This is a genomic window from Sutcliffiella horikoshii, assembly GCF_019931755.1.
Taxonomy (GTDB): Bacteria; Bacillota; Bacilli; order Bacillales; family Bacillaceae_I; genus Sutcliffiella_A; species Sutcliffiella_A horikoshii_E.
The window spans coordinates 1,818,045-1,843,489 of the sequence record NZ_CP082918.1 but is presented as its reverse complement, the minus strand read 5'-3'; the positions used below and the strand labels follow the sequence as shown (position 1 = coordinate 1,843,489).

Genomic DNA, 25,445 nt, shown 5'->3' with positions numbered 1-25,445 from the left:
TTTACACCTGCCTTTTTAGTCTAACAATAAAAAATCCATCCGTACCAAAATAGTGAGGCAATAGTTGGAGCATACCTTCTTTAACATAGCTGTTTACCTTTTCTGGCAGTAATTCTTTAATGTTGAAATCTATTTCGAACTCTTTGTTTGCTTCTAGAAATGCTTGTACTACATCAGCATTTTCTTCTTTATCAATTGTACATGTACTATATACCAAAGTTCCACCTTTTTTTACAAGAGGTGCCACTTCCTTTAGTATAGCCAATTGAATGGAAGCTAATTGCTTGATGTCCTGCATGGACTTCGTATATTTCAGATCTGGCTTCCTGCGGATAACGCCAAAACCTGAGCATGGTGCGTCTACCAGGATTTTATCAAATTGTTCCTGCTTGAAAATTTCTTGCGCCTTTCTGCTGTCGAGTGCCTGTGCTTCAATGTTGGAAAGCTGAAGGCGCTCTGCTTGATCTTTAATGAGTTTTACCTTGTGCTCGTGGAGGTCTGTTGAAATGACTTTACCACTTCCCTTTAATAATTCGGCAATATGTGTTGTTTTCCCTCCAGGAGCTGCACAACAATCGTAGACGTAGTCGTCTTTCTCTACCCCAAGTGTTCGCGCTACAAGCATGGAACTCTCGTCCTGTATAGTCATATAGCCATTTTTATATGCATTGGAGTAGGCCATATTTCCTTTTAAAGAGACAATGCTTTCTTCTGCAAGATCCCCTTTTTCCACACTAAACCCTTGTGTGGTGAGCATTTGCAAGACTTCTTCCACTTCCGCCTTGGCTGTATTTGCTCTGGCTGATTGATGTGGAGGAACAAGGTTCATTTCACACATTCTTTCCGTATCATGCACGCCGTATTGTTCGATCCATTTTTCCACCAACCACTTTGGATGGCTAGTAGAAATGGAAATGCGCTCGACATCATTCTCCATCTTTTCAAGGTCAGGCACACCATTACGCTGTATGGACCTTAACACGCCATTGACAACAGATGCAACACCTTTGTGCCCTCTTTTCTTGGCAATTTCTACCGCTTCAAAAATAGCTGCACGTGCAGGAACCTTGTCTAAATACAACATTTGATACAAAGTCATCTTTAACAAGACTTTTACCCAATCCTGCAGCTTTTTTTGTTTTTCTATATAAGAAGCCAAGTAATAGTCCAGGGTGATGGTTCGTTGTATGGTACCGTAAACGATTTCTGTAAATAGTCCGGCATCTTTTTTGGATAACTTACCTGAATCCAGGTAGTTGTTTAACAATAAGTTACTGTAGGCTTGCTTTTTTTCCACATTTAACAATGCCTCTAAAGCAAGTTCTCTTACATTTTTCATTTTAGTCTCCTAGCTTTGTGCCTTCTGATAAAGAAGCTCCTGCGCCGTTTAAATATTGCGTTCCAGTCATTCTCTTCTTACCAGCCAGCTGCAAATCTGTTATTTTAATCCCTGTTGAATTGCCTGTTTTGACGATGAAGCCATCATCCGCCATCCCAATGATGGTCCCAGGTACAGCATCTTTATCAGTTTGGGTTTTCTCTCCCCACCAAACTTTCATCACTTGCCCTTCCATGGTTGTATATGCAACAGGCCATGGATGCAAACCGCGAATATGGTTATAGATTTGCTCTCCATCCATCGTCCAGTCAATCTTCTCCTGTTCGCGCTTGATGTTGGATGCAAATGTTGCTTCTTCATGGTTTTGGACTTCTGCTTGCAGCTTTTCATCAAAAAGTTGCGGAAGGGTTTCAGAGAGCAGCTTAGATCCGGCAACACTTAATTTATCATGCAAGGTACCGACATGGTCACACTCTTCAATTTTCACTTCTACCTGTGTTAACATATCACCGGCATCCAATTTTTCTACCATATACATAATGGTTACACCGGTTTTCTCATGCCCCTGTATGATGGAGTAGTGAATTGGTGCGCCGCCTCGCAACTTTGGAAGCAAGGAAGCATGGACATTGATACAGCCGAATTTCGGTGCATCAAGCAATGGTTTAGGTAAAATTTGCCCAAATGCTGCAGTTACGATCAAATCCGGCTTTAACGAAATAATTTTCTCATACTCTGCCGCTTCTTTAATCTTTTCCGGTTGGTAAACAGGGATTTGGTGTTTTTCCGCCTCTACTTTAACAGGTGGCGGGGTTAACACTTTTTTTCTGCCTTTTGGACGGTCAGGCTGGGTTACCACTGCGATTACTTCATATCCATCTTGGATAATTTGTTGCAAAACAGGTACAGCAAAATCCGGTGTCCCCATAAATACAATTTTCTTCTTCATCTCTATCACCCTTCTACTTCCAACTCGTCTGGTTCAAAATATCTTAACACTTTAGATGTGAACAATACACCGTTTAAATGGTCGATCTCATGTTGGATAGCACGGGCAAGAAATCCTCGCGCCTCCAGCTCATACCATTTCCCTTTACGGTTTTGAGCGCGTACCTTCACATAATCGGAGCGCTTTACTTCTCCATACAAGTCAGGAAAGCTTAAACAGCCTTCAGGTCCGACCTGCTCTCCTTCTTCTTCCACAATTTCAGGGTTGATCAGTTCTATCTTTCCGTGTTTATCATCAATATCTACAATAGCGATTCTTTTTGCTATTCCAACCTGCGGTGCTGCAAGTCCGACCCCGTCTGCTTCGAGCATCGTATCATACATATTGTTCAGGAGTCGAACTAGCCTTTTATCAAAAAGGGTAACCGCCTCGCAGTTTTGCTCCAGCACCGGGGCTGGGTACTTCACTATATCTAAAATAGTCAATCTTAATTCCTCCATCAATTACATAAGCATATAAGGATTTAGATCAATATGAACAGCTAATTTCTCTTGATCCATTTGTGTTTGGTATTTTTCTATTACGGTTTTCAGTGCTGCGTGCAAGTTTGGTTCTCGTTTATATTTAATGATGCATTGATATCTGTAGCGGTCTTTTATTCTCGCTATAGGAGAAGCAACCGGTCCAAGTATAACAGCCTCATCTGATAATTGCATGTTTAAGAAATGGGTAATTTTTTCTGTGACGGTGACCACTTTGGTTAATTCCTGATGTGTCACGGTAACAAGCGCCAGAAAGTAAAATGGCGGATATTGATGCAGCTTTCTTATTTGCATTTCTTTTTGGTAGAATTCCAGGTAATTATGCGTCCCGGCAAGCTCCACACTGTAATGTTCCGGGCTGTATGTCTGAACCACCACTTCACCGGCTAATTCATGCCTGCCTGCCCTTCCACTTACTTGTGTGAGTAGCTGGAAGGTCTTTTCGGAAGAGCGGAAATCTGGAACATTAAGCATCGTATCCGCCGTCAATACCCCGACAAGCGTCACATACGGAAAATCAAGGCCCTTGGCAATCATCTGCGTGCCAAGCAGAATATCTGCTTTCCTGTCCCCAAATTGTTGCAGAAGTTTCTCATGGGACCCCTTCCTGCTCGTCGTATCAACATCCATCCTTATGACCCTTGCGTGTGGAAGTAGCTTTGTCAATTCTTCCTCGACCTTTTGGGTGCCTGTGCCAAAGAAACGAAAATGTTCACTTTCACAGGATGGACAAGTTGAGCGGACAGGTTCCTCGTATCCGCAATAATGACATTTCATTTGGTTGCTGCTTCGATGGTAGGTTAATGAAATGTCACAGTGAGGACATTCCACCACATATCCACAGTCTCGACACATTACAAAAGAAGAATAACCCCTTTTATTCAAAAATAAAACAGATTGTTCGCCTCTTTCCAGTCTGTCTTGGAGCTTTTCAAGAAGACTTCTCGAAAACATGGACCTGTTGCCTTCTCGCAATTCTTCTCTCATGTCGACAATTTCCACTGCCGGCATTCCTTGTTCACTCATTCTTTTGTCCATCGTCAGTAGCTTATACACCCCTTTGGATGCTCGGGCGAAGGTTTCAAGTGTGGGGGTGGCACTGCCAAGAACAACAGGGCATTGGTGATATCTGCCCCTTTCTAAAGCAATATCGCGGGCATGATAACGCGGGGTGTCCTCTTGTTTATAGCTTGTTTCATGTTCCTCATCAATGATGATAATACCTACGTTCTCAAAAGGAGCAAAGATAGCGGATCTGGCGCCTACTACAACCTTGACTTCTTTTCGGTGTATCTTTCTCCATTCATCGTATTTCTCTCCCATTCCAAGACCGCTATGCATAACAGCCACATCTGAACCAAACCTAGACTTAAAGCGGTTGACCATTTGTGGAGTCAAGGCAATCTCCGGAACAAGGACAATCGCTTCTTTTCCTTGCTTTAGAACTGCATCTACTGCCTGCATATACACTTCCGTCTTCCCGCTACCTGTTACCCCGAACATTACATACGCTTCATGCGTATGTTGTTCAATCGAATTTAGAATGGGAATGATGGCTTCTTGTTGCTGGTAGGTTAATGAAAGAGCTTGAGACTTTTCAAATTCCCTGTTTTCATATGGATCCCGATATATTTCTTCATCACTTTCTTTTAAGATCCCCAGTTTGACTAAAGCCCCAATTGCGCTAGTCCCAATCTGCAATTCTTCTAACAATGTTTTTTTATCCATCTTTTCATTATTGGTTTCCAAAAAAAAGTCCAACAGTTTATGTTGTGCAGCAGCACGAGCAGAAATTTTCTCTTTTGCTTCTAATAGGGCCTCTTTAGACCCCTGTAACTCAATTACTTTTCTCGTTTTCTTGGAAAGTTTATCTTTTACTTCATAATAAACTTCCAGTACGTCCTCTTCTATTAGATGTTTGATTGTTTTAAAGTGACTTGTCCCTGCCATCTCTTCAAACTTGACGCGGTTTGATGCATGAAAGAAAGGTTGTAGTTCTAAAGGGACCCCCACAAAGTCTCTGGCAATTAGCCATTTTTCATATTTCGCCTTTAAAGCAGCCGGTAACATTGCTTGGTAGGCAGAAATGGTAAAACACAGCGTATGATCTCTAAGCCAATCTGCCAGTTGCATAAGCTCTTGTGTAAGGATTGGCTGGATATCAATCAGTGAAGTAATAGGACGTGTCTTTGGTACGGTGGTATTGTCTTTCACATCCACTACAAACCCTTGAATCTGCCTAGGGCCAAAAGGTACATTCACCCTCATACCGGGTTGTATGAATCCATGCCATTTTGCCGGAATCTCATAATCAAAAGCTCTGTCCGTTTGTTTGGCTGGAACATCAACGATCACACTAGCATAATAGGTCATTGTTTTCCCTCAAGAGCTGTTGCGACTTCCTCTAGAAGTGCATTGGCCACATCTTGTTTTGACATCATCGGAAGAGAAATGCTTGTACCATCTTTTTTATAGATGGTTACCAGGTTCGTATCCGTGCCAAATCCCGCTCCCGAAACTGTCACGTTGTTTGCAACAACGTAATCTAGATTTTTCTTTGTCAGCTTACCTTTGGCGTATTCTTCCACATTATTCGTTTCGGCTGCAAATCCAACGAGCACCTGATGCTCTTTTCTTTCTCCTAGAGTCTCAAGGATGTCCTTTGTCCGCTCTAGCTCCAAAACACTGTCTCCGTCCTGCTTTTTCATCTTCATATCTGACACAAATTTAGGACGGTAGTCGGCAACGGCAGCTGATTTAATGACAACATCTGTTTTTTCATAGTGTTTAATAACTGCATGAAACATTTCTTCAGCAGATTCCACTCGAATTGTTTGTACTTTCGGTGGATCAGGAAGATTTGTCGGGCCTGATACCAAAATAACATCCGCACCTAAGTTAGCGGCCGCTTCAGCAATGGCATACCCCATCTTGCCTGTTGAACGGTTGGTGAAAAAACGTACCGGATCCACTTTTTCAACAGTAGGTCCTGCGGTTACAAGTACCGATTTCCCCTTTAGCGTCGTCTCATCTTGCTTCTGGAAAAATCGTCTGAGTCCTTCCACGATCGTTTCAGGTTCTTCTAATCTACCTTTTCCTACATAGCCACATGCCAAAAAACCTTCTCCAGGTTCGATGAAACGATATCCGTAAGAAACAAGCCTCTCCATATTTTGTTTTACCGCAGGATGGTCATACATATGTACATTCATAGCAGGTGCGATCCATACCGGGGCCGTACTTGCCAATAAAGTTGTCGTGATCATATCATCCGCCAACCCGTTCGCAAGCTTTCCAATTACATTTGCGGTTGCCGGTGCAACCAGCACCACATCTGCCCAGTCTGCAAGATCAATATGAGAAATAACGGCAGGGTTCTTTTCTTCGAATGTATCAGTAAACACTTCATTTCTTGATAAAGCTTGAAAAGACAATGGTGTAACAAATTTGCAGGCAGACTGGCTCATGATTACCTTCACTTCGGCACCTTGCTGGATTAGCTTACTTGTTAAAGCGACCGCTTTATATACAGCTATTCCGCCTGTGACACATAATAGGATTTTTTTATTTTTCATTTCACAACCCCCGTCATGTACTTGAAAATCCACTTTACCCCGTTAATTCTCCCTAACCTTGAGGCACTTGCCTCATTAAAAAAATAACAACCTATTTCTAGGTTGTTATCTTTACTTGTGATTTAGGATGCCTTCGCTTCTTTCAGCAGTTTTGATTGTCTTGGCAGATAATAAGCCTGCATCAATCTCTTCAAGGGCTTTTCCAACAAATTTGTAGGAAACCGTTTTTTCGATCATTTGGTCGTTTACTTGTTGTAGTTCACGAGCGCGTCGTGCAGACACGGTTACAAGTGTATATTTTGAATCCAATTTTTGCATTAGTGAATCGATAGATGGGTATAGCATATTATTCAGCCTCCAGCATTTGCTTATATTTTTCACGCAATCTTGTACGTTTACAATGTTCCGCCTGTACAATCGCTTTAATTCTGTCGCAAGCAAGGTCCACTTGATCATTTTCCACCACATAATCATAAGCGTCCATCATTTCGATTTCTTCTTTGGCAACTGTCATGCGGTTGTTGATTAAGTCTTCCGTCTCTGTTCCTCTTGTTGTGATTCGGTTCTTAAGTTCAGAAAGGCTTGGCGGCATCAAGAAGATGAACACACCTTCAGGGAATTTGCTTTTAACTTGAATGGCACCTTGTACTTCAATTTCAAGGAAGACATCTTTTCCTTCTGATAAACATTGTTCTACATAGTCAACAGGAGTACCGTAGTAATTCCCAACATACTCTGCCCATTCGATAAATTTATCTTCTTCAATTAACTGTTCAAATACTTCTCTGGACTTGAAGAAGTAATCCGTTCCGTCCACTTCCCCCTCACGCGGGTTACGTGTCGTCATGGAAATGGAATAATGCAAACTGACATCTTCTTTTGAAAATAACGCTTTTCTTACTGTCCCTTTTCCAACACCAGAAGGCCCGGAAAGGACAATCAATAATCCTCTATCTCTCATTATATTTAAAAATACCTACCCTTCATCAGACATATCATCTTTATTTACCAAGCGCTGTGCCACTGTTTCAGGTTGCACCGCCGATAAGATAACATGATCGCTATCCATTATTAGTACTGCTCTTGTACGTCTTCCATAAGTTGCATCTATTAACATACCCTGATCCCTTGCATCTTGGATGATCCGTTTGATCGGAGCAGATTCAGGACTAACAATAGATATGATACGATTTGCTGATACGATATTACCAAAACCAATATTAATCAACTTTATGCTCATGGTTCCCACCTCTAGTTACAAACTCTATTCTAACCGTGTTCACAGGTTAGTAATCAACGATTATTCAATGTTTTGCACCTGTTCTTTAATTTTTTCCAGGCAAGCTTTCATCTCTACTACCAGATTTGCGATATTTGCGTCGTTAGCCTTGGATCCGATGGTATTCACTTCCCTGTTCAATTCCTGAACGAGAAAATCAAGCTTCCTGCCTACAGGATCTGTAGATTGCAAGGATTGGTTGAATTGACCAAGGTGGCTGTTAATTCTTTTTAACTCTTCATTAATGTCAGCCTTATCAGCAAAAATAGCGGCTTCTGCCAGTATACGTTGTTCATCAATCTGGGAACCTAAATATTCCTTCAGTTTTTTCTCCAAACGCAACCTATACGCTTCCACAACGGTCGGACCGAGTTTTGAAAGTTGCTCCGACATAGTTTCGATAAAGGTTAGATGGGTGATAATATCCTTTTTCAGCTGATCGCCTTCAGCCGTTCGCATGGCAACCAATTGCTTAGACGCTGAATGGACTTGTTCTAGCAACAATTCTTCTATTGCTTCCATCCCTGTTTGTGTTTCCGTGATTGTAAACACATTTTCTAGTTTAAGTATATCATTAATCTCAATGGAACCGGAAATTTGGTATCTATCTTTCACCTTATGTATAGAATCTATGTATGCCGAAAGAAGCTCCCAATCCACATTCAAATGCTTATCATGTATGTCTTGGCCCTCAATCGTAATGAACATTTCTATTCTTCCTCTTTGCAAAAAAGAGTTAACGACTTTTTTCATTTTCTCTTCCATTGCTAGGAACTGCTTAGGCATCCGGATATTAATCTCACAAAAGCGATGGTTGACAGATTTCATCTCGACAAGAATCTGATAGGAACCTTGTTTTGCTTCTGCCCGGCCAAAGCCTGTCATACTTTTCACCATATTATACTCACTTCCGTTCTTAAGTATAGAAAAAAGAGCCGGAAAACTGGCCATTCTTGATGCTAAGCAACCACTATATTAGCATTGTTTCCCCTAATTTGAAAGCTATTTTTACAGAAATTTAAGAGGCAGCTTCATTGATGGCAGGAAAAGAAGAAAAGGCAATAGAGTACACCTCTACTACCTTTAATAAATTATACCATATTCTTTTTTGCTTTTCCCGTGAAAAGGGTACCCACCAACAAAAAGGTTGGTAAAGATGCCATTCCCATAATCAATAACCACTCTTTCGGTGCAAGTGCCACTGTATGGAAAATTCCTTGTAATGGTGGATAATAGATTACAATCAGCATCAAAATGATACTTGAGATAACTGCTCCGACAAGGTACATGTTTTGAAACGGATTACGATGGAAAATCGATCGGTCACTTCGGCAATCAAACACATGTATAAGCTGAGCCATGACAAGTGTTGCAAATGCTACTGTTTGCGCATAAATAAGATTGTCCGGGTGTTGTTTGTATACAATGATGAATGCAAGCAAGGTGGCAATTCCAATGAGGAAACCGCGAGAGACAATTTTCCACCAAAGTCCTCTAGCAAACACGCCTTCCTTTGGATGCCTCGGCTTACGCTTCATGACATCCCCTTCCGCCTGATCAAGACCAAGCGCCATAGCAGGCAAACCGTCTGTTACTAGGTTTACCCACAAGATCTGGATCGGGACAAGCGGCAGCGGCAAGGCTAATAACATCGCGAACAGCATCACAAGGATTTCTCCCACATTTGAAGCCAATAGATATCGGATGAATTTCCTTATGTTCTCGTATATATTCCGGCCTTCTTTAATGGCAGATTTAATGGTGGCGAAATTGTCGTCCAATAGAACAAGTGAACTTGCTTCCTTCGCAACATCTGTTCCGGTAATACCCATCGCAATACCGATGTCAGAAGCTTTAATCGCAGGGGCATCATTCACTCCGTCTCCTGTCATGGCGACAATATGGCCTTTTTTCTGCAGTGCTTTTACAATGGAAAGTTTGTGCTGCGGAGATACTCTTGCAAACACATACACGTCATCCACCATGTCTTCTAGATCTTCCTGGCTCATCTTTTGAAGCGTTTTTCCTTCAAGCACCTTTCCTCCCATTGGAAGGATGCCGATTTCCGCTGCTATCGCTTTGGCCGTGACAATGTGATCCCCTGTGATCATCACTGTCCTGATCCCTGCTTCTTTACATTCACGGACCGCCTGTTTTACTTCCGGTCTTGGCGGATCAATCATCCCTTGAATTCCGATAAAGACAAGTTCTTTTTCTATCTCATTCTCCTGCATGCCATCATGAAAATTCGAGATCGGTTTAAAAGCCACCGCGATATTCCTTAAAGCCTGCGATGCCAGTTTATGGACCATGCCTGCTACAATCTCTTCATATTTGGAAGAAAACAGCTCCCGCTTTCCTTCCCATAATAAAGAGTCACTCACATTCGTGATGACATCCGGAGCACCTTTCGTGATGACAAAAAGCTTTCCTTGCTTATCTTTCACTACCACACTCATCATCTTTCTCTCCGAGTCAAACGGATACTCTTTTACAATTTGAAACTCATTCAGTAAACCTTCACGAGTAAATCCCGCCTTCATGGCTGCAACAGCCAGTGCCCCTTCTGTCGGATCCCCATCAAGGATGTATTGGTTTTTTTTCTGGATGATGTTGGCGTGGTTACATAGAAGACCAAATGTCAGCAGTTGGTGAAGTGGTTTATTCTTACTTGCGCTATTTGCTCCATCTGTCAGAAATTCCCCTTTAGGTTCATAGCCATTACCGGTTACATTCCAGGTGGAACCTCCAGACCAAACATGTGTAACGGTCATTTTGTTTTGTGTCAGCGTCCCCGTCTTGTCGGAACAAATAACAGAAGCACACCCTAGCGTTTCTACTGCAGGAAGCTTTCTGACAATGGATTTCTTTTTGATCATTCGCTGAACTCCAAGCGAAAGTGCAACGGTCACAATAGCCGGCAAACCTTCTGGAATGGCTGCAACAGCCAAAGACACACCCGCTAAAAACATTTCATAAAGACTGTGGCCTTGCAGGACTCCAACCAAGACCACTAGCATTGTCAGTATCAAAGCAACGGTAATCAGAATCTTCCCAAGCTGCTCCAATTTTCTCTGCAGCGGGGTGATGGTTGTCTCTGCAGTCTGTAGCAGGTCGGCAATTTGTCCCATTGCGGTATTCATACCAGTTGCAACTACGACACCCACTCCTGTACCACGAGTCACAAGCGTCCCCATAAAGGCCATGTTTTCCTGATCACCAATGGAAATATCCGAGCCATGAACAGGTCTATCACTTTTCACAGCTGGAACGGATTCCCCTGTCAAAGCAGACTCTTCTATTTCTAGTGAACTGGCCTGTACAATTCGAAGATCCGCCCCGATACGGTCTCCACTGCCAAATTTGATAATATCCCCTACTACGATTTCCTTAGAGGCCACTTTCCGCCATTCTTTTTCTCTAAGCACCGTTACTTGTGGTGCCGAGAGTTCTTTTAATGCCTGTAAGGACTTTTCTGCTTTTCGCTCCTGAAAAAAACCTAAAAATGCATTGATGATCACAATGGCAATAATGGCAACAGCATCGATGTATTCCCCAAGCAAACCGGATATCAATGTTGCAGCAAGCAACACCACCACCATAAAATCTTTGAACTGCTCTAAAAACACTAAAAAGGCGTTCGGTCTCTCCGCCTCCTGAAGTTCATTCGTCCCGTACTGCAACAGACGATTTTTTGCTTCTGTTTCACTCAAACCCGCTTCAAAATCAGAATTGATCTGTTCTTCGACTTCTTCTGCTCTCATTTCATGCCATTTCATCTGTTCCACCTCACAACCTTTGCACAAAATCTATCTAAGAAAGTCTATTCGGACTCGTCCAAAAAAATGATATACTTTTTGGGTGTTATCGAGATTGTTAAGATATAATGATGAAAGAGAAATATTTAGTTTTGGAACAAGAAGGGAAGTTTACATATATGAGTTTTGACGGTATTTTTACATACGCAATGACAGCAGAGTTGAAGGATAAGCTAGAAAGCGGGAGAATCACAAAGATTTATCAGCCTTATAAAAACGAGCTTATTCTAACCATCCGTTCAGGAAGAACCAACCATAAACTCCTGATCAGTGCGCATCCAAGCTATGCAAGAATGCACCTGACAGAGGAATCCTATGAAAACCCATCGGAGCCGCCGATGTTTTGCATGCTTCTTAGAAAGCATTTAGAGGGCAGTATCATTACACAGATCCACCAAATTGATATGGACCGAATCATCGTTTTTGATGTGAAAGCACGGAATGAAATCGGGGATGTTTCCTATAAGCAGCTTATAGTAGAAATTATGGGACGCCACTCCAATATCATCTTTGTGGATAAAGAAAAACAGATGATTCTTGATAGCATCAAACATGTCCCGATGGCTCAAAACCGACATCGCAGCCTGACACCGGGACAGACTTATGTGCTTCCTCCCGCACAGGATAAACTTAATCCACTAGAAGCTACCGAAGAAACGGTACAAAGGAAACTCGATTATATCGGTGGAAGACTTGATAAACAGTTAGTAAATACTTTTGCAGGTATTTCCCCCTTATTTGCAAAAGAAGCTGTTCATCGTGCCGGCCTTGCCAATAGGGACAGCCTGCCAAAAAGCTTCATAGACTTAGTTGAAAAAATAAAAGCCGGAGATCTCTCCCCCCAAATCATTACGGATGGAAACAAAGAGGTCTTCTACTTACTTGATTTGCAACACATTAATGGAGAAAGCAAATCTTTCTCCACACTGAGCGAAACCCTTGATCGCTTCTACTTCGGTAAAGCATCAAGAGACAGAGTCAAACAGCAAGCAAATGACCTGGAGCGATTTATCACTAATGAAATACAAAAAAATGAAAAGAAGATTATAAAACTAGAAAAAACTTTAGATGATGCACGAGACGCAGAAAAATTCCAATTATACGGCGAACTTCTGACCGCCAACCTCTATCAGATATCAAGAGGAGACACAGAAGTAACCGTGGTGAATTATTACGATGAGAACGCCGGAACCATCACTATCGCACTTGATCCGCAGCGTTCTCCATCTAGTAATGCACAGCGTTACTTTAACAAATATCAAAAAGCTAAAAACTCGCTGGCTATCGTTCAGGAACAAATTGAAAAAGCAAAAGCGGAAATTCAATATTTTGAGATGCTGAACCAACAGGTAGAAACCGCTTCTCCAAAAGATATCCAAGAAATCCGAGAGGAACTGATGGAAGAAGGCTATTTGCGGATGAAGCAAAAGCGTAAAAAAGTGAAACCTCAAAAGCCTGTTCTTGAAACCTACCAAGCAAGTGACGGCACCGAGATTCTAGTCGGAAAAAACAACAAACAAAATGATCACCTGACCAACCGTGTTGCACGCAGGGACGACGTATGGCTTCATACAAAAGACATCCCAGGTTCTCATGTTGTCATTAGAAGTGTTGAGCCATCTGAAGAGACAATCAAAGAAGCAGCTACCATTGCGGCCTATTTCAGTAAAGCTCGCCATTCAGGTTCCGTACCGGTTGACTTCACCAAAGTAAGACATGTAAAAAAACCATCCGGCTCCAAACCAGGTTTTGTCATTTACGAACAACAACAGACCGTTTATGTGACACCTGATGAGGAACTGATTATTGGCTTGAGGAAATAAACGAAAGCACCTGCTTGGTTAGCGGGTGCTTTTATATCGAATTGTTTAAATATAATCACAATTTAGGTTTATTTTTACAAAAACAAGGGTAATTATTTGCTTCCTCATAAAAACCATGTTTAAATGGAAAAATAGTTTTAAATGTTTTTTTCAAATGGAGGGTAACAACATGAAAAAGAAATTGACGATTTTTCTAGTAGCAATGTTAACAGCTGTTCTATTAGCTGCCTGCGGTTCTGATGAAAACAATGCTTCTAAAGAAGGTAATGAAAACAAAGAAGCTCAAGAAGGACAAGAACAGCAAACCCCTGAAGTCGAAGAAGTCGATCCTGAAAAAGTTGTGGCAAAAGTCAACGGACAGGAAATTAAAGGCCAGGAATATAATGAGATGCTTCAACAAACTCAAATGATGATGATGCAGTTCGGTCAAGGCGGCGACGCTGAGGCAATGAAAGACCAAACTTTAAACGCATTGATCGATCAAAAAATCCTTTCTCAAGAAGTAGAAAGCAAAGGCTATAAAACAAGCGAAAAAGAGATTGAGGATTACATCAAGGACATTAAAGCAAATTACGAAAGCGAAGAAAAATTCGAAGAGGCACTTGAAGCAAGCCCATTAACAATGGAAACTCTAAAGGCGCAAATCTCTGAAGAATTGGCACTTCAAAAATACATGGAAAAAGAATTCCCTGAAACAAAAGTAACGGACGAGCAGATAAAAGAATACTACAACCAAGCAAAAGAACAAAATGAAGCTCAACAGGCAGAAGCTCCTGAAGGCGAAGAAGCTCCTGAAAACCAATTCCCAGAACTTGCGGAAGTGGAAGACCAAATTCGCGGTCAACTTGAACAAGAAGAATCACAAAAGAAACTACAAACTCTTGTAGAAGATCTTAAAAAAGACAGCGAAATCGAAAAACTAATCTAATAGTATGAAGTTCACAAACGCACCCTCATCTCGGGGTGCGTTTTGTTGATTTAGGAGGCTTTTTAGGCAGTATCTTGAATTGTAAGTTGTTCCGAGTCGTTTTAGAGATAACTCTTTCATCATTCTTCTTGCACTACGTACATTATTTATATGTAAGATCCTGCATACTTCTCGGATTGTAATGGATGTGCCAAACAAAAAAGAATAATCAATCAGGGTTTGAATGTGAGCATCCTTTGAATGTTGTTTACAATAAAGGCAGCTCCATTTTCTTAGGTGTTTTTCCATTGCCAATTTGTTGCAATCAGGGCAAGCAACTCCTGTCAATATCTCTGACGACTCTATATTAAAATCATTTAGGATATTTACGTTTATTGGAGCATGGTAGTTGGTTATCATTAAGGATATTTCTTGTGGGGAATGAATGGTGGAGCAGGTATGCTGCTGTTTGGCTAGAATGTCGTTGATTTTAAATGTCAGGGCAGGGCTTCTAACTACGAATTCTTGTACTAGGGTAGGGTTGGAAAGAGCTTTTACAATAGCGTTTTGGTTTGTCACACCAACAAAACAATAACCTGGGTACCCTTCTATATCGTGGTTGGCTAACCACCGCTTCAATTGATTATGTTGCATTTTTACTTGGAGGATTGGATCTTGCCTAGAAATTTCATGGTTTATATCTTCCTTCTTAATCTGAATGAGTTGTTGGTAATCAGGATCAAAAAGAAGTGTTCCTGTTAAGTGTTTGGTTTCTAGGAGAATGAAAAATGAAGGGAACAGTAGAAGAGTATCCATTTGGAAGTGATGCTTATTGAGAAGTAGTCTCGCCCCTTTTACTACTATACAATCTTGAATTCCACTTAATTGCGACAAATAATAATCTATGGAGTTTTCTCCAAAATCCCCAGAACGTCTTTTGCCTAATTCACTTTCAATCTGAGGGTATTTTTCATGTTGAGGTGACAGCCTTCTATGTAAGCCATCAAGCTTACACTGCATTATTGAACGACGATATCCTTGTTTAACCAATTTTCCACACCTTTCTATTTTTAGTTTGGTAACATATTTCGACATTTATTGGTGAGGTTCCTTCTATAATGAGGAATTTTGTTGTATTTTTTTGGGGGATGTTTTTTAATCATATGATTGGAGTTCTATGTGGGGTTCTACCATTAAATCAGAACCTTCTACCACTTTTAGTGCGACCTTCTACATTTCCCGGATCCGCTTGTACATTTCCCAACCGTCCTTCTACAACTAAACTCTCATATTCTACATTTTTGCTCTTTTTCAGCTACCTAATTTTAAAAGTAGGTAATCTTTCACCCTATCGGTGACTCCACTCAGCCTCTGGTAACGAAGCAGGACCTCACGTTAGGGACAACTGGGATTTCCATTATCACCAAGTCAAACCTCCCCCTACAATCCACCTTCTACTGTTAAACCTTAACCTTCTACCACTTTCCATGCGACCTTCTACATTTCCCGGATTCGCTTGTACATTTCCCAACCTTCCTTCTACCACTAAACTCTCATATTCTACATTTTGGCTCATCCTCAGCTACCTAATTTTTAAAATAGGTAATTTACTAGTCCACTAATCTACACCCAACACAAAAAACCCCCCAGACCACCACAGGTCCAAGGGATTCTCCCAAAAAAATCCTTAAAACTCCATCCAAGTCTCGCTTGTCGGGTTCTCCACCCACTTTGAAAGCTTCTTACGGTCACCTTCTCCAATGTAGTCCTTCTCGATTGCCACATCCATTAAAGTCTGATAATCACATAATGCATGAGCTTCGATCTCGTAATTAGATAAATTATCATCTGCAACTTCCAGACCGTATGTAAAGATCGCGACCACACCAAGCACTTCGCATCCAGCTTCTCTTAGTGCGTCAACTGCTGCGATGGCGCTTCCGCCTGTCGAAATCAAATCCTCCACGACAACTACCTTCTGGCCAGATTCCACTCTTCCTTCAATCTGATTGCCTTTTCCATGCGCTTTTGCTTTGCTTCGAACGTAGCACATCGGCAAGTTCAGTTCGTTGCTCACCAATGCGGCGTGAGGGATGCCGGCAGTTGCGGTACCTGCTACCACCTGCACATCCGGGAATTTTGAAACGATTAATCGGGACAAAGATTCAGAGATGTTCTTCCTGACACGAGGATAAGAAATAGTTAAGCGGTTGTCACAATAAATGGGTGATTTTATTCCTGATGACCACGTAAATGGATCGTTCGGTTGAAAAAACACTGCTTTGATTTCTAGTAAATCTTCTGCTACTGTTCTATTCATAATATTGTTCATCCTATTTCCACTCCCTGCCATTGTTGTAAAATTGCTTCATAAGCCTTGCGTGGGTCAGCAGCACGTGTGATACTGCGTCCTACGACGATTTCTGTTGCGCCAAACTTACGTGCCTCCAATGGAGTTACCACGCGTTTTTGGTCATCCACACTGTCCTCTTTCAAACGGATCCCAGGCGTAACTTTTTTGAATTCTGCTCCCAACGCATCCCGCAACATAGTTGCCTCTAATGAGGAACACACAACACCATCCAAGCCACTCTCATACGCATTTCGTGCATAGTGCAGAACTACTTCATTAAGCGGAGCACTAATCATGAGATCGTCTTGCATACGTTCTTCCGTCATACTAGTAAGCTGGGTGACAGCAATTAAGTTTGGGCGTCGTCCACCCGCGCCTTCCATCAACCCTTCCAATCCTGTCTTCATCATTTCTTTCCCGCCGGCAGCATGTAGGTTTGTCATCGAGACACCAAGCTTGCCAAGCCCCTTCATGGCCTGATAAACGGTATGTGGAATATCGTGAAGCTTTAAATCAAGAAATACATCATGTCCCTCGGCAACCAAATACTCTACAATCCGTGGCCCTTCCTGGTAAAACAGCTCCATCCCGACTTTCACATACAACTTTTCATCTCCAAAATTAGAAAGAAACCCCAAAACTTCCTCTCTACCAGGAAAATCAAGCGCGACTATAAGCGATTTTTGCATGCTGCTTCCAGCTCCTTCCGATACACTCTGAAATATCCTCAAATCCTAATTCGTGCATTTTATAAGGAAGTTCTTCAATGATGGTCGGACATACAAAAGGATCCACAAAATTTGCGGTTCCGACTGCTACGGCACTTGCCCCTGCAAAAATGTACTCTAAGACGTCTTCAGCAGACTGAACTCCACCCATGCCGATGATGGGGATGGATACCTTTTGGCTAACTTCATGAATCATACGGATGGCTACCGGCTTGATTGCCGGACCGGATAATCCACCTGTACCATTCGCCAATATTGGACGTCCAGTTTTCAGATCAATTCTCATACCAAGCAGTGTATTGATCATCGTCAGTCCATCTGCTCCAGCCTTTTCAATTGCCACAGCAATCTCTGAAATGTTTGCAACATTTGGGGATAATTTTACATATACGGGAACTTCGGAAACTTCCTTTACCGCCTTCGTGACTTCAAATGCTACCGCCGGGTCTGTTCCAAAAGCGATTCCCCCCGTTTTTACGTTGGGACAGGAAATGTTCAACTCCAAAGCGTGAACATTCGGAGCCGCAGAGATTTCTTTTGCAACCTTTACATAGTCCTCAATCAAAGATCCTGCAACATTTGCGATGATAGGAACATTGTAATCTGCTAAAAATGGCAGTTCTTCCGACATGACTTTTTCCAACCCGGGGTTTTGCAGCCCGATTGCATTCAGCATGCCGGCGTTTGTTTCCGCAACCCTTGGAGTTGGGTTTCCGAACCTAGGCTCTGCGGTCGTGGCTTTAATCATGATTGCTCCTAAAACATTTAGGTCATAAAGCTTGGCAAATTCTCTTCCGAAGCCAAAGCACCCAGATGCCGGCATGATTGGATTCTTTAAGTCTAGTCCTGGCAATTTAATAGATATGCAACTCATAGTACGACCTCCCCTGCTCGGAATACCGGGCCATCTGTACAAACTTTTTTGTATGAATATCCTTCTGGATCGTTTTGAAGATGGCAGACACATGCGAAGCAAGCACCGATTCCACACCCCATCCGTTCTTCAAGAGAAAGGTAGACGTTTTTATCGGGAAATAAGTTTTCAAGTGCGCCAAGCATCGGTGTTGGTCCGCATGCAAAAAGTGTCATGAAAGGAGGTTGAATCTCCTCCAACACATTTGTAACGAAGCCTTCTGTACCATAAGTCCCATCAACCGTTGCCACATAGGTGTCACCAAAGTAAGCAAAATCATTTTTGTAAAAGACGTCTTCTTTTGATTGAAAGCCAAGTACGTGGGTGGTACTTACTCCTCTGCGGTTTAATTGTTTGGTTAACTCTAGCAGTGGAGGGACACCGATTCCTCCCCCTACAATCAATGCATGATCGCCTCTTTGTAATTCTTCCACTGTAAAACCGTTCCCGAGCGGCCCTAATACGTCCAGCTTGTCACCTGGCTGTTTCATGGCTAAAAGCATCGTTCCTTTTCCCTCAGCTCTGTATGTGATCTTACATTGTCTATTTTCTTTATCTATGCAAGAGATACTGATTGGGCGCCTTAAAAGGGTGTCGAGCCCTTCTGTCACACGGATATGAACGAACTGACCAGGGGAACTCATCAGATCGACGAGTTCTCCTTCTAAGGTCATTTCATAGATATTACGCGCAATGTTAGTTTGGGAGATGATGGTCATCCAGGCTTTTTTCATTAGCTGTACACCGCCTCTTTTTCTGTGCTTTCCAAGGTTTCAATCGATTCGATAGAGAATGTCATCGATTCTAGTACTCTCAGGATTGCTTTTGCTGTATCAAGTGAAGTCAGGCAAGGGATCCCATTTTCCACTGATTCGCGGCGGATTCTGAATCCGTCACGTGCAGGCTGTTTGCCTTTAGTCAGTGTGTTGATTACAAATTGTGCTTGCCCTTTTCTGATGACATCAATAAGGTTCGGTGACTCTCCACCGATTTTATTAACAACCGTTACCGGAATGTCTGACTCGCCAAAGAACTCGGCAGTTCCTGCTGTTGCCAAAAGTTTATATCCGATACGGTGGAACCTTTTCGCGAGTTGAAGTGCTTCTTCTTTATCCTTGTCGGCAATGGTGAACAACACAGAGCCGTAAGTTTTTATGGAAATCCCAGAAGCAACCAGGCCTTTATATAGTGCTTTTTCCAGGGTGATATCTTTCCCCATCACTTCCCCGGTAGACTTCATCTCTGGACCAAGCGTGATATCGACATTCCGCAGTTTTGCAAAAGAGAATACCGGTACCTTCACAAAGACTCCTTTTGTTTCCGGCTGAAGTCCTGAACCATATCCTTGTGATGCCAGTGTTTCACCTAAGATGATCTTGGTTGCTACCTTGGCCATCGGCACATGGGTTATTTTGCTTAAGAATGGGACAGTACGGCTTGATCTTGGGTTTACTTCGATTACATAAACTTCCTCTTTGTAGATGACAAATTGAATGTTCAGTAGTCCAATAATGTTCAAGCCTTGCGCCAACCTTGTTGTGTAGTCGATGATTTGCTCTTTGATGGCCGCACTCAATGTTTGCGGAGGATAAACCGCGATCGAGTCACCTGAGTGAACACCTGCGCGTTCGATATGCTCCATGATCCCAGGGATGAATACATCTTTTCCATCTGAGATCGCATCCACTTCAATTTCTTTACCTGTCATGTATTTATCAATCAGTACAGGATGTTCAGGGTTGATTTTCACCGCATTTTTCATGTAGTGTAAAAGTTCGTCAGACTTATAGACGATTTCCATCGCACGACCGCCCAGGACATAGGATGGACGTACAAGCACCGGGTAGCCAATTCCTTCGGCAATTTCGATAGCCTCAGAGATAGAGATGGCTGTTTTCCCTTTAGGTTGTGGAATTTCAAGGGTGTTCAATGTTTGTTCGAATTTATCGCGGTTTTCCGCACGATCTAAATCTTCTAAGGTAGTACCAAGAATCTTGACTCCTCTTGCTTCTAATTCCGCTGCCAGGTTGATTGCCGTTTGTCCGCCAAATTGCACGACAACTCCTTTTGGTTTTTCCAGATTGATGATATTCATGACGTCTTCAATCGTTAATGGTTCAAAATAAAGCTTGTCAGAAATACTAAAGTCCGTTGATACTGTTTCTGGATTGTTGTTGATGATAATTGCTTCATAACCCGCTTCCTTTATTGCCCAAACGGAATGGACCGTTGCATAGTCGAACTCAACACCTTGGCCGATTCGGATCGGACCAGAACCCAGTACGACGATGCTTTCTTTTTCCGTAACTTCTGATTCGTTCTCATCCTCATACGTTCCATAGTAGTAGGGGGTGCTGGATTCAAACTCAGCTGCGCAAGTATCTACCATTTTATAGACAGGTGCTATTGTTTCTTGAAGACGCAGTTCATAGATGTCTCTTTCGGTTGTAGACCATAATTTGGCGATTGTTTCGTCACTGAAGCCCATTTCTTTCGCTTCTATCAGCGTGGAGAGGCAACCATTGTTGCTTGTGATGAACTCTTCCATCGCCAAAATTTTATGCAGTTTTTGAAGGAAAAACAGATCAATCTCGCACCAGTCATGGATGGTCTGAATGGTGACTCCTCTTCTAATCGCTTCAGCGATATAGAACAACCTCTCATCTCCAGCTTTTCTGATACGTTTTTCCACTAGTTCATCTGAGAACCCTTCGCTTCCTTCAAGCTCGAGGTAGGAGATATTGGATTCCAAGGAACGGACCGCTTTAAGAAGTGATTCCTCAAACGTTCTTCCGATTGCCATTACTTCCCCGGTTGCTTTCATTTGAGTGCCAAGTCGGCGGTTGGCGGATTCGAACTTATCAAATGGGAACCTAGGGATTTTTGTTACGATATAGTCAAGTGCCGGCTCAAAGCATGCATACGTTTTTCCTGTAACAGGGTTCATCATTTCATCTAAGGTCAAGCCTACCGCGATTTTCGCTGCAAGCTTCGCGATTGGATAACCTGTTGCCTTAGAAGCAAGTGCAGATGATCGGCTTACCCTTGGGTTTACTTCAATAATGTAGTAGTTGAAACTGTGTGGATCAAGCGCAAGCTGTACGTTACATCCACCCTCAATCTCTAAGGCACGGATGATTTTCAGGGATACATTACGCAACAATTGGTATTCCCTGTCGCTCAGTGTTTGACTTGGTGCCACTACGATGGAGTCTCCTGTATGTACTCCCACCGGGTCTATGTTTTCCATGTTGCAGACCACAATTGCATTGTCATTGCTGTCACGCATCACTTCGTATTCAATTTCCTTGAACCCGGCGATACTTTTTTCTAGTAAGCATTGTGTTACCGGGCTATTTTTCAAACCGCTAGTAACAATTTCGATCAATTCTTCTTCGTCGGAACAAATTCCTCCACCTGTACCGCCAAGCGTATAAGCAGGTCTAACGATTACCGGGTAACCTACTTCATTTACAAATTCATAAGCTTCTTCAAGATTTGTGATGATTTCACTTTGCGGTACCGGCTCTCCCAATTCATTCATTAAGGTCCGGAACAGGTCGCGGTCCTCTGCTTTTTGAATGGCAGAAAGCTTAGTACCAAGGATCTGAACGTTACACTCTTCCAGAACGCCTGCTTCCGCCAATTCCACAGCAAGATTCAATCCTGTCTGCCCGCCTAGGGTAGGAAGGATGGCATCAGGTCGTTCTTTGCGAATGATTCTGCTCACAAATTCTACCGTTAATGGCTCCATGTATACTTTGTCCGCCATCTCTTGATCTGTCATGATGGTTGCAGGATTGGAGTTTACTAGAATGACGCGGTATCCTTCTTCGCGAAGGGCAATACACGCTTGCGTACCTGCATAATCAAATTCTGCTGCCTGGCCGATCACGATTGGACCGGACCCGATTACTAAGATGGATTGGATGTCTAGACGTTTTGGCATACAAGCTCCTCCTTTTTTGCTTCCTTGATAAGTTCCATGAATTGATCGAATAAATAGTTCGCATCTTCTGGTCCTGGACTTGCTTCTGGGTGATATTGGACCGTGAATACCGGATAATCTTTATGTTTGACACCTTCGACCGTACCGTCGTTCAAGGCGATATGCGTTACTTCTAAACTTGTATTCCCTAATGACTCTTCCGTTACGGTGTAGCCATGGTTCTGGGATGTTAATGCCACTTTTCCAGTTTTCAAATCTTTTACCGGGTGATTGGAACCCCGATGGCCGAATTTCATTTTCTCGGTGTCCGCTCCGCATGCAAGGGCGAATAGCTGGTGTCCTAGGCAGATGCCGAATACCGGTACTTTTCCGAGCAGACCTTGAATCATCGTGATGGCTTCTGGAACGTCTTTTGGATCTCCAGGGCCATTCGACAGCATCACACCGTCCGGGCTAAGCTGCATGATTTCTTCTGCAGTGATGTTGTAAGGAACCACTACCACATCACATCCGCGTTTGTTCAATTCTCGTAAAATACCATGCTTCATTCCAAAGTCCACAAGAACTACTCGGTAACCGCGACCCGGACTAGGGTAGGCTGTCTTCGTGGACACTTGATGTACCTGGTTGGTTGCAAGCGTCGTCGTTTTCAATTGTTGAATCACTTCTTCGCGATCTACATCAAGTCCGCATAGAGCTCCTTTTAATGTCCCATGCTGACGAATGATTCTTGTCAGTTTTCTCGTATCAATACCTGCTATTCCCGGAATGTCTTTCGCTTTGAAAAACTCATCCAGCGTCCATTGATTTCGAAAGTTTGAAGGATAATCACTGACCTCTTTTACAATAAAACCGTGGATGGCAGGATGTATGGATTCAAAGTCATCTCTGTTCACTCCGTAATTTCCAACTAGAGGGTAAGTCAGAGTAACTAGCTGACCGCAGTAGGATGGATCTGATAAAATTTCTTGATAACCTGTCATTCCTGTATTAAAAACCACTTCACCAATAGAGTCCTTTAAGCTGCCAAACGCCTTTCCTACAAAGAAAGTGCCGTCTTCTAAAATTAGTTGTCGATTCATACTTGAACACTACCTTTCTGCCAAACTAGTTTTCTTTCTACTATTGTCATTACTGGCCATCCTTTGCATTCCCATCCTGTGAAAGGAGTGTTTTTACCTTTAGATAGGAAACTCTCCGGATTGACCGTTGATAAGCTATTCAAATCGATGATGGTAAGGTCTGCAATAGCTCCTTCTTTTAGTTTTCCACTTTCCAGTTTAAAGACTTCTGCTGGCTTAACAGTCAGCCAATCTAATAATTGTTTAAGTGTGAATTTCTCTGTTTCTACAAAGTTTGTATAGAGTAATGGGAAGGCAGTTTCCAGGCCTACTATTCCAAATGGTGCTTTTTCCATGCCTTCCGCTTTTTCCTCTGCTGTATGCGGAGCATGATCTGTCGCGATGAAATCAATGGTTCCGTCTAGCAAACCCTCTATTAATGCTTCTTGGTCTGCTTTTCCTCTTAATGGCGGGTTCATTTTGAAATTCGGATCAAGTCCCGGGATATCATCTTCACATAACAAAAGATGATGTGGGCTGACTTCGGCTGTCACCTTAACTCCAGCTCGCTTTGCATCTCTTACCACCCTGACGGATTCTTTTGTACTGATATGGCAGACATGGTAGTGGCAGCCTGCAGCCTCCGCAAGCAAAATGTCACGTGCGATATGAACAGATTCACATACAGATGGAATTCCATTTAAACCATGTTCCTTGGAAAACGTCCCTTCATGGACAGCTCCTTTGTTTATCAGTGTATTTTCTTCACAGTGAGCAACAATCGCCATATCAAGCGCCGCCGCTTGTTTCATTGCTTCAAGCATTTTGGAGGCATCCTGCACGCCAACCCCGTCGTCTGTAAACGCGAATGCACCCGCTTTTTTTAACTCGGCAAAATTGGTAAGCTCCTGACCTAGCTGCCTTGTTGTGATGCAAGCATATGGAAGGACACGAACACTTGCTGTTTCTTCGATTCTAGTAGTCAGCCAATCTAGCTGTTCTTTCGTATCAGGTGTCGGCCTTGTATTAGGCATGGCGCAGATGGTGGTGAATCCTCCCTTTGCTGCAGCCATCGTTCCTGTTTCAATCGTTTCTTTCTTTTCCCCGCCAGGTTCCCTTAGGTGTACATGTACATCGATGAATCCTGCGGATACAAGATTCCCTTCAAGATCGATTACTTCCTCTATTCCTTTATCATCAATGTTGGAGGCGATTCTTTTGATGTTCTTACCCTCAATCAGGATATCCACCTTTTCCATTTCACCTTCAGAATTAAGCCATTTCCCATTCTTTAATAATGTTGTCATGCTCTTTTCCTCCTTCATTGTTTGTTAGTGCTCTTTTCAGTACAGCCATTCTCATGTATAAGCCGTTTTCCATCTGTTTGAAAATTCTTGAGCGCTCGCATTCCACAAGCTCTGAAGCGATTTCCACCCCACGGTTGATCGGTGCCGGGTGCATGATGATACTGTTCGGCTTCATTTCTTTTTCTCGTTGGATTGTCATACCGTACTCTTGGTGGTAGGCATCCAATCCTGTCTTGCCGCTGTGATGCCTTTCATGCTGAATTCTCAGAAGCATCACTACATCACTTGTTTGTATCGCGTCTTCCATCGTGATGTAAGCCTCTTTTGGGTAACTGTTATCCTTCCATTCATCAGGTGCGACAAATCTTACCTTTGCACCCAGTCGCTCCAGTACTTCTGCGTTAGACCTTGCCACCCGGCTATGTCGGATATCGCCAATTATGGTTATCTTTAATTTTCCAAAGTGCTCAAACTCTTGGAAAATTGTCATCAGGTCCAATAACGATTGGGTTGGATGATTGCCACAACCATCGCCTCCGTTGATGATCGCTGCCCCGATTGTATGTAACTGGTTGAAATATTCCTCTTCAGGATGTCGGATGACAAGTGCACTTACACCGAGGGACTCTAGAGTTTTAGCTGTATCGTACAAGCTTTCACCTTTGTTGACGCTTGATGTGCTGACTTCAAATGGCAGTACTTGAAGACCTAGCCTTCTTTCTGCCACTTCAAAGCTGCATTTTGTTCTTGTACTTGATTCGTAGAAGAGGTTGGCAACAAAAGTCTGTTTTTCTGGTGTCCATTGTTTTCCTTGTTGAAATTCTATTGCTTCTTCAATCAGTGCCATAATCTCCTCGTTTGCCAAGTCACTCATCGTTCGTAAGTGTCTCATTTCCATCCCT

The 25,445-nt window shown here is 42.6% G+C and carries 21 protein-coding genes; 2 read left to right on the top strand and 19 right to left on the bottom strand.

Annotated elements, in window-relative coordinates:
• Position 1: 1 nt before the first annotated feature.
• The 10 genes from rsmB to K7887_RS09335 all read right to left on the bottom strand — a co-directional run bounded on the left by rsmB (position 2) and on the right by K7887_RS09335 (position 11,463).
• Entirely contained in the window at positions 2-1,339 is a 1,338-nt protein-coding gene (rsmB, locus tag K7887_RS09380; protein ID WP_223493290.1) for a 16S rRNA (cytosine(967)-C(5))-methyltransferase RsmB, read from the bottom strand.
• Between the two features lies 1 nt (position 1,340).
• The gene (gene fmt / locus K7887_RS09375; protein WP_223493289.1) at positions 1,341-2,288 is read right to left on the bottom strand and encodes a methionyl-tRNA formyltransferase; all 948 of its coding nucleotides are present in this window, start codon (positions 2,286-2,288) and stop codon (positions 1,341-1,343) included.
• 5 nt (positions 2,289-2,293) lie between these two features.
• Entirely contained in the window at positions 2,294-2,773 is a 480-nt protein-coding gene (gene def / locus K7887_RS09370) for a peptide deformylase (protein WP_223493288.1), read from the bottom strand.
• 18 nt (positions 2,774-2,791) lie between these two features.
• Entirely contained in the window at positions 2,792-5,203 is a 2,412-nt protein-coding gene (gene priA, locus K7887_RS09365; RefSeq protein ID WP_223493287.1) for a primosomal protein N', read from the bottom strand.
• Complete coding sequence (gene coaBC / locus K7887_RS09360; RefSeq protein ID WP_223493286.1) at positions 5,200-6,405, bottom strand: bifunctional phosphopantothenoylcysteine decarboxylase/phosphopantothenate--cysteine ligase CoaBC; 1,206 nt, start codon at positions 6,403-6,405, stop codon at positions 5,200-5,202. The genes priA and coaBC overlap by 4 nt, the downstream gene beginning before the upstream one ends.
• Positions 6,406-6,516: 111 nt before the next feature.
• Complete coding sequence (gene rpoZ, locus K7887_RS09355; protein WP_010193109.1) at positions 6,517-6,750, bottom strand: DNA-directed RNA polymerase subunit omega; 234 nt, start codon at positions 6,748-6,750, stop codon at positions 6,517-6,519.
• Position 6,751: 1 nt separating this feature from the next.
• On the bottom strand, positions 6,752-7,366 hold the full coding sequence (gene gmk, locus K7887_RS09350; RefSeq protein ID WP_223493285.1) for a guanylate kinase: 615 nt from the start codon (positions 7,364-7,366) through the stop codon (positions 6,752-6,754).
• Between the two features lie 15 nt (positions 7,367-7,381).
• Complete coding sequence (remA, locus tag K7887_RS09345; RefSeq protein ID WP_010193107.1) at positions 7,382-7,645, bottom strand: extracellular matrix/biofilm regulator RemA; 264 nt, start codon at positions 7,643-7,645, stop codon at positions 7,382-7,384.
• Positions 7,646-7,705: 60 nt separating this feature from the next.
• On the bottom strand, positions 7,706-8,581 hold the full coding sequence (locus K7887_RS09340; protein WP_223493284.1) for a YicC/YloC family endoribonuclease: 876 nt from the start codon (positions 8,579-8,581) through the stop codon (positions 7,706-7,708).
• A 194-nt stretch (positions 8,582-8,775) separates the two neighbouring features.
• Complete coding sequence (locus tag K7887_RS09335; protein WP_223493283.1) at positions 8,776-11,463, bottom strand: calcium-translocating P-type ATPase, SERCA-type; 2,688 nt, start codon at positions 11,461-11,463, stop codon at positions 8,776-8,778.
• Between the two features lie 158 nt (positions 11,464-11,621).
• On the opposite strand from K7887_RS09335, the gene K7887_RS09330 reads away from it, so the two are divergent.
• Both K7887_RS09330 and K7887_RS09325 read left to right on the top strand, forming a co-directional pair.
• Positions 11,622-13,325, top strand: a complete 1,704-nt coding sequence (locus K7887_RS09330) for an Rqc2 family fibronectin-binding protein (protein WP_223493617.1) — start codon at positions 11,622-11,624, stop codon at positions 13,323-13,325.
• A gap of 169 nt (positions 13,326-13,494) precedes the next feature.
• Positions 13,495-14,253: a SurA N-terminal domain-containing protein gene (locus K7887_RS09325; RefSeq protein ID WP_223493282.1), complete on the top strand. Its 759-nt coding sequence runs from the start codon at positions 13,495-13,497 to the stop codon at positions 14,251-14,253.
• On the opposite strand, the gene K7887_RS09320 is transcribed toward K7887_RS09325, so the two are convergent.
• The 9 genes from K7887_RS09320 to K7887_RS09280 form a co-directional block, all read right to left on the bottom strand.
• Positions 14,245-15,282, bottom strand: a complete 1,038-nt coding sequence (locus K7887_RS09320; RefSeq protein WP_223493281.1) for a nuclease-related domain-containing protein — start codon at positions 15,280-15,282, stop codon at positions 14,245-14,247. The genes K7887_RS09325 and K7887_RS09320 overlap by 9 nt on opposite strands.
• A 637-nt stretch (positions 15,283-15,919) precedes the next feature.
• Entirely contained in the window at positions 15,920-16,552 is a 633-nt protein-coding gene (gene pyrE / locus K7887_RS09315) for an orotate phosphoribosyltransferase (RefSeq protein ID WP_223493280.1), read from the bottom strand.
• 8 nt (positions 16,553-16,560) lie between these two features.
• A complete protein-coding gene (pyrF, locus tag K7887_RS09310) occupies positions 16,561-17,274 on the bottom strand; it encodes an orotidine-5'-phosphate decarboxylase (RefSeq protein ID WP_223493279.1) in 714 nt (237 codons plus the stop codon).
• A complete protein-coding gene (locus K7887_RS09305) occupies positions 17,246-18,187 on the bottom strand; it encodes a dihydroorotate dehydrogenase (protein WP_223493278.1) in 942 nt (313 codons plus the stop codon). The genes pyrF and K7887_RS09305 overlap by 29 nt, the downstream gene beginning before the upstream one ends.
• The gene (locus K7887_RS09300) at positions 18,184-18,960 is read right to left on the bottom strand and encodes a dihydroorotate dehydrogenase electron transfer subunit (protein ID WP_223493277.1); all 777 of its coding nucleotides are present in this window, start codon (positions 18,958-18,960) and stop codon (positions 18,184-18,186) included. Before K7887_RS09300 ends, K7887_RS09305 begins: the two co-directional genes overlap by 4 nt.
• Entirely contained in the window at positions 18,960-22,175 is a 3,216-nt protein-coding gene (gene carB / locus K7887_RS09295; protein ID WP_223493276.1) for a carbamoyl-phosphate synthase large subunit, read from the bottom strand. Before carB ends, K7887_RS09300 begins: the two co-directional genes overlap by 1 nt.
• Positions 22,160-23,257, bottom strand: a complete 1,098-nt coding sequence (locus K7887_RS09290; protein WP_223493275.1) for a carbamoyl phosphate synthase small subunit — start codon at positions 23,255-23,257, stop codon at positions 22,160-22,162. Before K7887_RS09290 ends, carB begins: the two co-directional genes overlap by 16 nt.
• The gene (locus K7887_RS09285) at positions 23,254-24,543 is read right to left on the bottom strand and encodes a dihydroorotase (RefSeq protein ID WP_223493274.1); all 1,290 of its coding nucleotides are present in this window, start codon (positions 24,541-24,543) and stop codon (positions 23,254-23,256) included. Before K7887_RS09285 ends, K7887_RS09290 begins: the two co-directional genes overlap by 4 nt.
• Positions 24,509-25,435, bottom strand: a complete 927-nt coding sequence (locus K7887_RS09280) for an aspartate carbamoyltransferase catalytic subunit (RefSeq protein ID WP_223493273.1) — start codon at positions 25,433-25,435, stop codon at positions 24,509-24,511. The genes K7887_RS09285 and K7887_RS09280 overlap by 35 nt, the downstream gene beginning before the upstream one ends.
• Positions 25,436-25,445: the final 10 nt, after the last annotated feature.

Excerpts from the sequence above, each read along its gene's own strand:
- rsmB (WP_223493290.1), bottom strand. The coding sequence starts at position 1,339 with ATGAAAAATGTAAGAGAACTTGCTTTAGAGGCATTGTTAAATGTGGAA.
- fmt (WP_223493289.1), bottom strand. The coding sequence starts at position 2,288 with ATGAAGAAGAAAATTGTATTTATGGGGACACCGGATTTTGCTGTACCT.
- priA (WP_223493287.1), bottom strand. The coding sequence starts at position 5,203 with ATGACCTATTATGCTAGTGTGATCGTTGATGTTCCAGCCAAACAAACG.
- coaBC (WP_223493286.1), bottom strand. The coding sequence starts at position 6,405 with ATGAAAAATAAAAAAATCCTATTATGTGTCACAGGCGGAATAGCTGTA.
- rpoZ (WP_010193109.1), bottom strand. The coding sequence starts at position 6,750 with ATGCTATACCCATCTATCGATTCACTAATGCAAAAATTGGATTCAAAA.
- gmk (WP_223493285.1), bottom strand. The coding sequence starts at position 7,366 with ATGAGAGATAGAGGATTATTGATTGTCCTTTCCGGGCCTTCTGGTGTT.
- remA (WP_010193107.1), bottom strand. The coding sequence starts at position 7,645 with ATGAGCATAAAGTTGATTAATATTGGTTTTGGTAATATCGTATCAGCA.
- K7887_RS09340 (WP_223493284.1), bottom strand. The coding sequence starts at position 8,581 with ATGGTGAAAAGTATGACAGGCTTTGGCCGGGCAGAAGCAAAACAAGGT.
- K7887_RS09335 (WP_223493283.1), bottom strand. The coding sequence starts at position 11,463 with ATGAAATGGCATGAAATGAGAGCAGAAGAAGTCGAAGAACAGATCAAT.
- K7887_RS09330 (WP_223493617.1), top strand. The coding sequence starts at position 11,622 with ATGAGTTTTGACGGTATTTTTACATACGCAATGACAGCAGAGTTGAAG.
- K7887_RS09325 (WP_223493282.1), top strand. The coding sequence starts at position 13,495 with ATGAAAAAGAAATTGACGATTTTTCTAGTAGCAATGTTAACAGCTGTT.
- pyrE (WP_223493280.1), bottom strand. The coding sequence starts at position 16,552 with ATGAATAGAACAGTAGCAGAAGATTTACTAGAAATCAAAGCAGTGTTT.
- pyrF (WP_223493279.1), bottom strand. The coding sequence starts at position 17,274 with ATGCAAAAATCGCTTATAGTCGCGCTTGATTTTCCTGGTAGAGAGGAA.
- K7887_RS09305 (WP_223493278.1), bottom strand. The coding sequence starts at position 18,187 with ATGAGTTGCATATCTATTAAATTGCCAGGACTAGACTTAAAGAATCCA.
- K7887_RS09300 (WP_223493277.1), bottom strand. The coding sequence starts at position 18,960 with ATGAAAAAAGCCTGGATGACCATCATCTCCCAAACTAACATTGCGCGT.
- carB (WP_223493276.1), bottom strand. The coding sequence starts at position 22,175 with ATGCCAAAACGTCTAGACATCCAATCCATCTTAGTAATCGGGTCCGGT.
- K7887_RS09290 (WP_223493275.1), bottom strand. The coding sequence starts at position 23,257 with ATGAATCGACAACTAATTTTAGAAGACGGCACTTTCTTTGTAGGAAAG.
- K7887_RS09285 (WP_223493274.1), bottom strand. The coding sequence starts at position 24,543 with ATGACAACATTATTAAAGAATGGGAAATGGCTTAATTCTGAAGGTGAA.
- K7887_RS09280 (WP_223493273.1), bottom strand. The coding sequence starts at position 25,435 with ATGAGACACTTACGAACGATGAGTGACTTGGCAAACGAGGAGATTATG.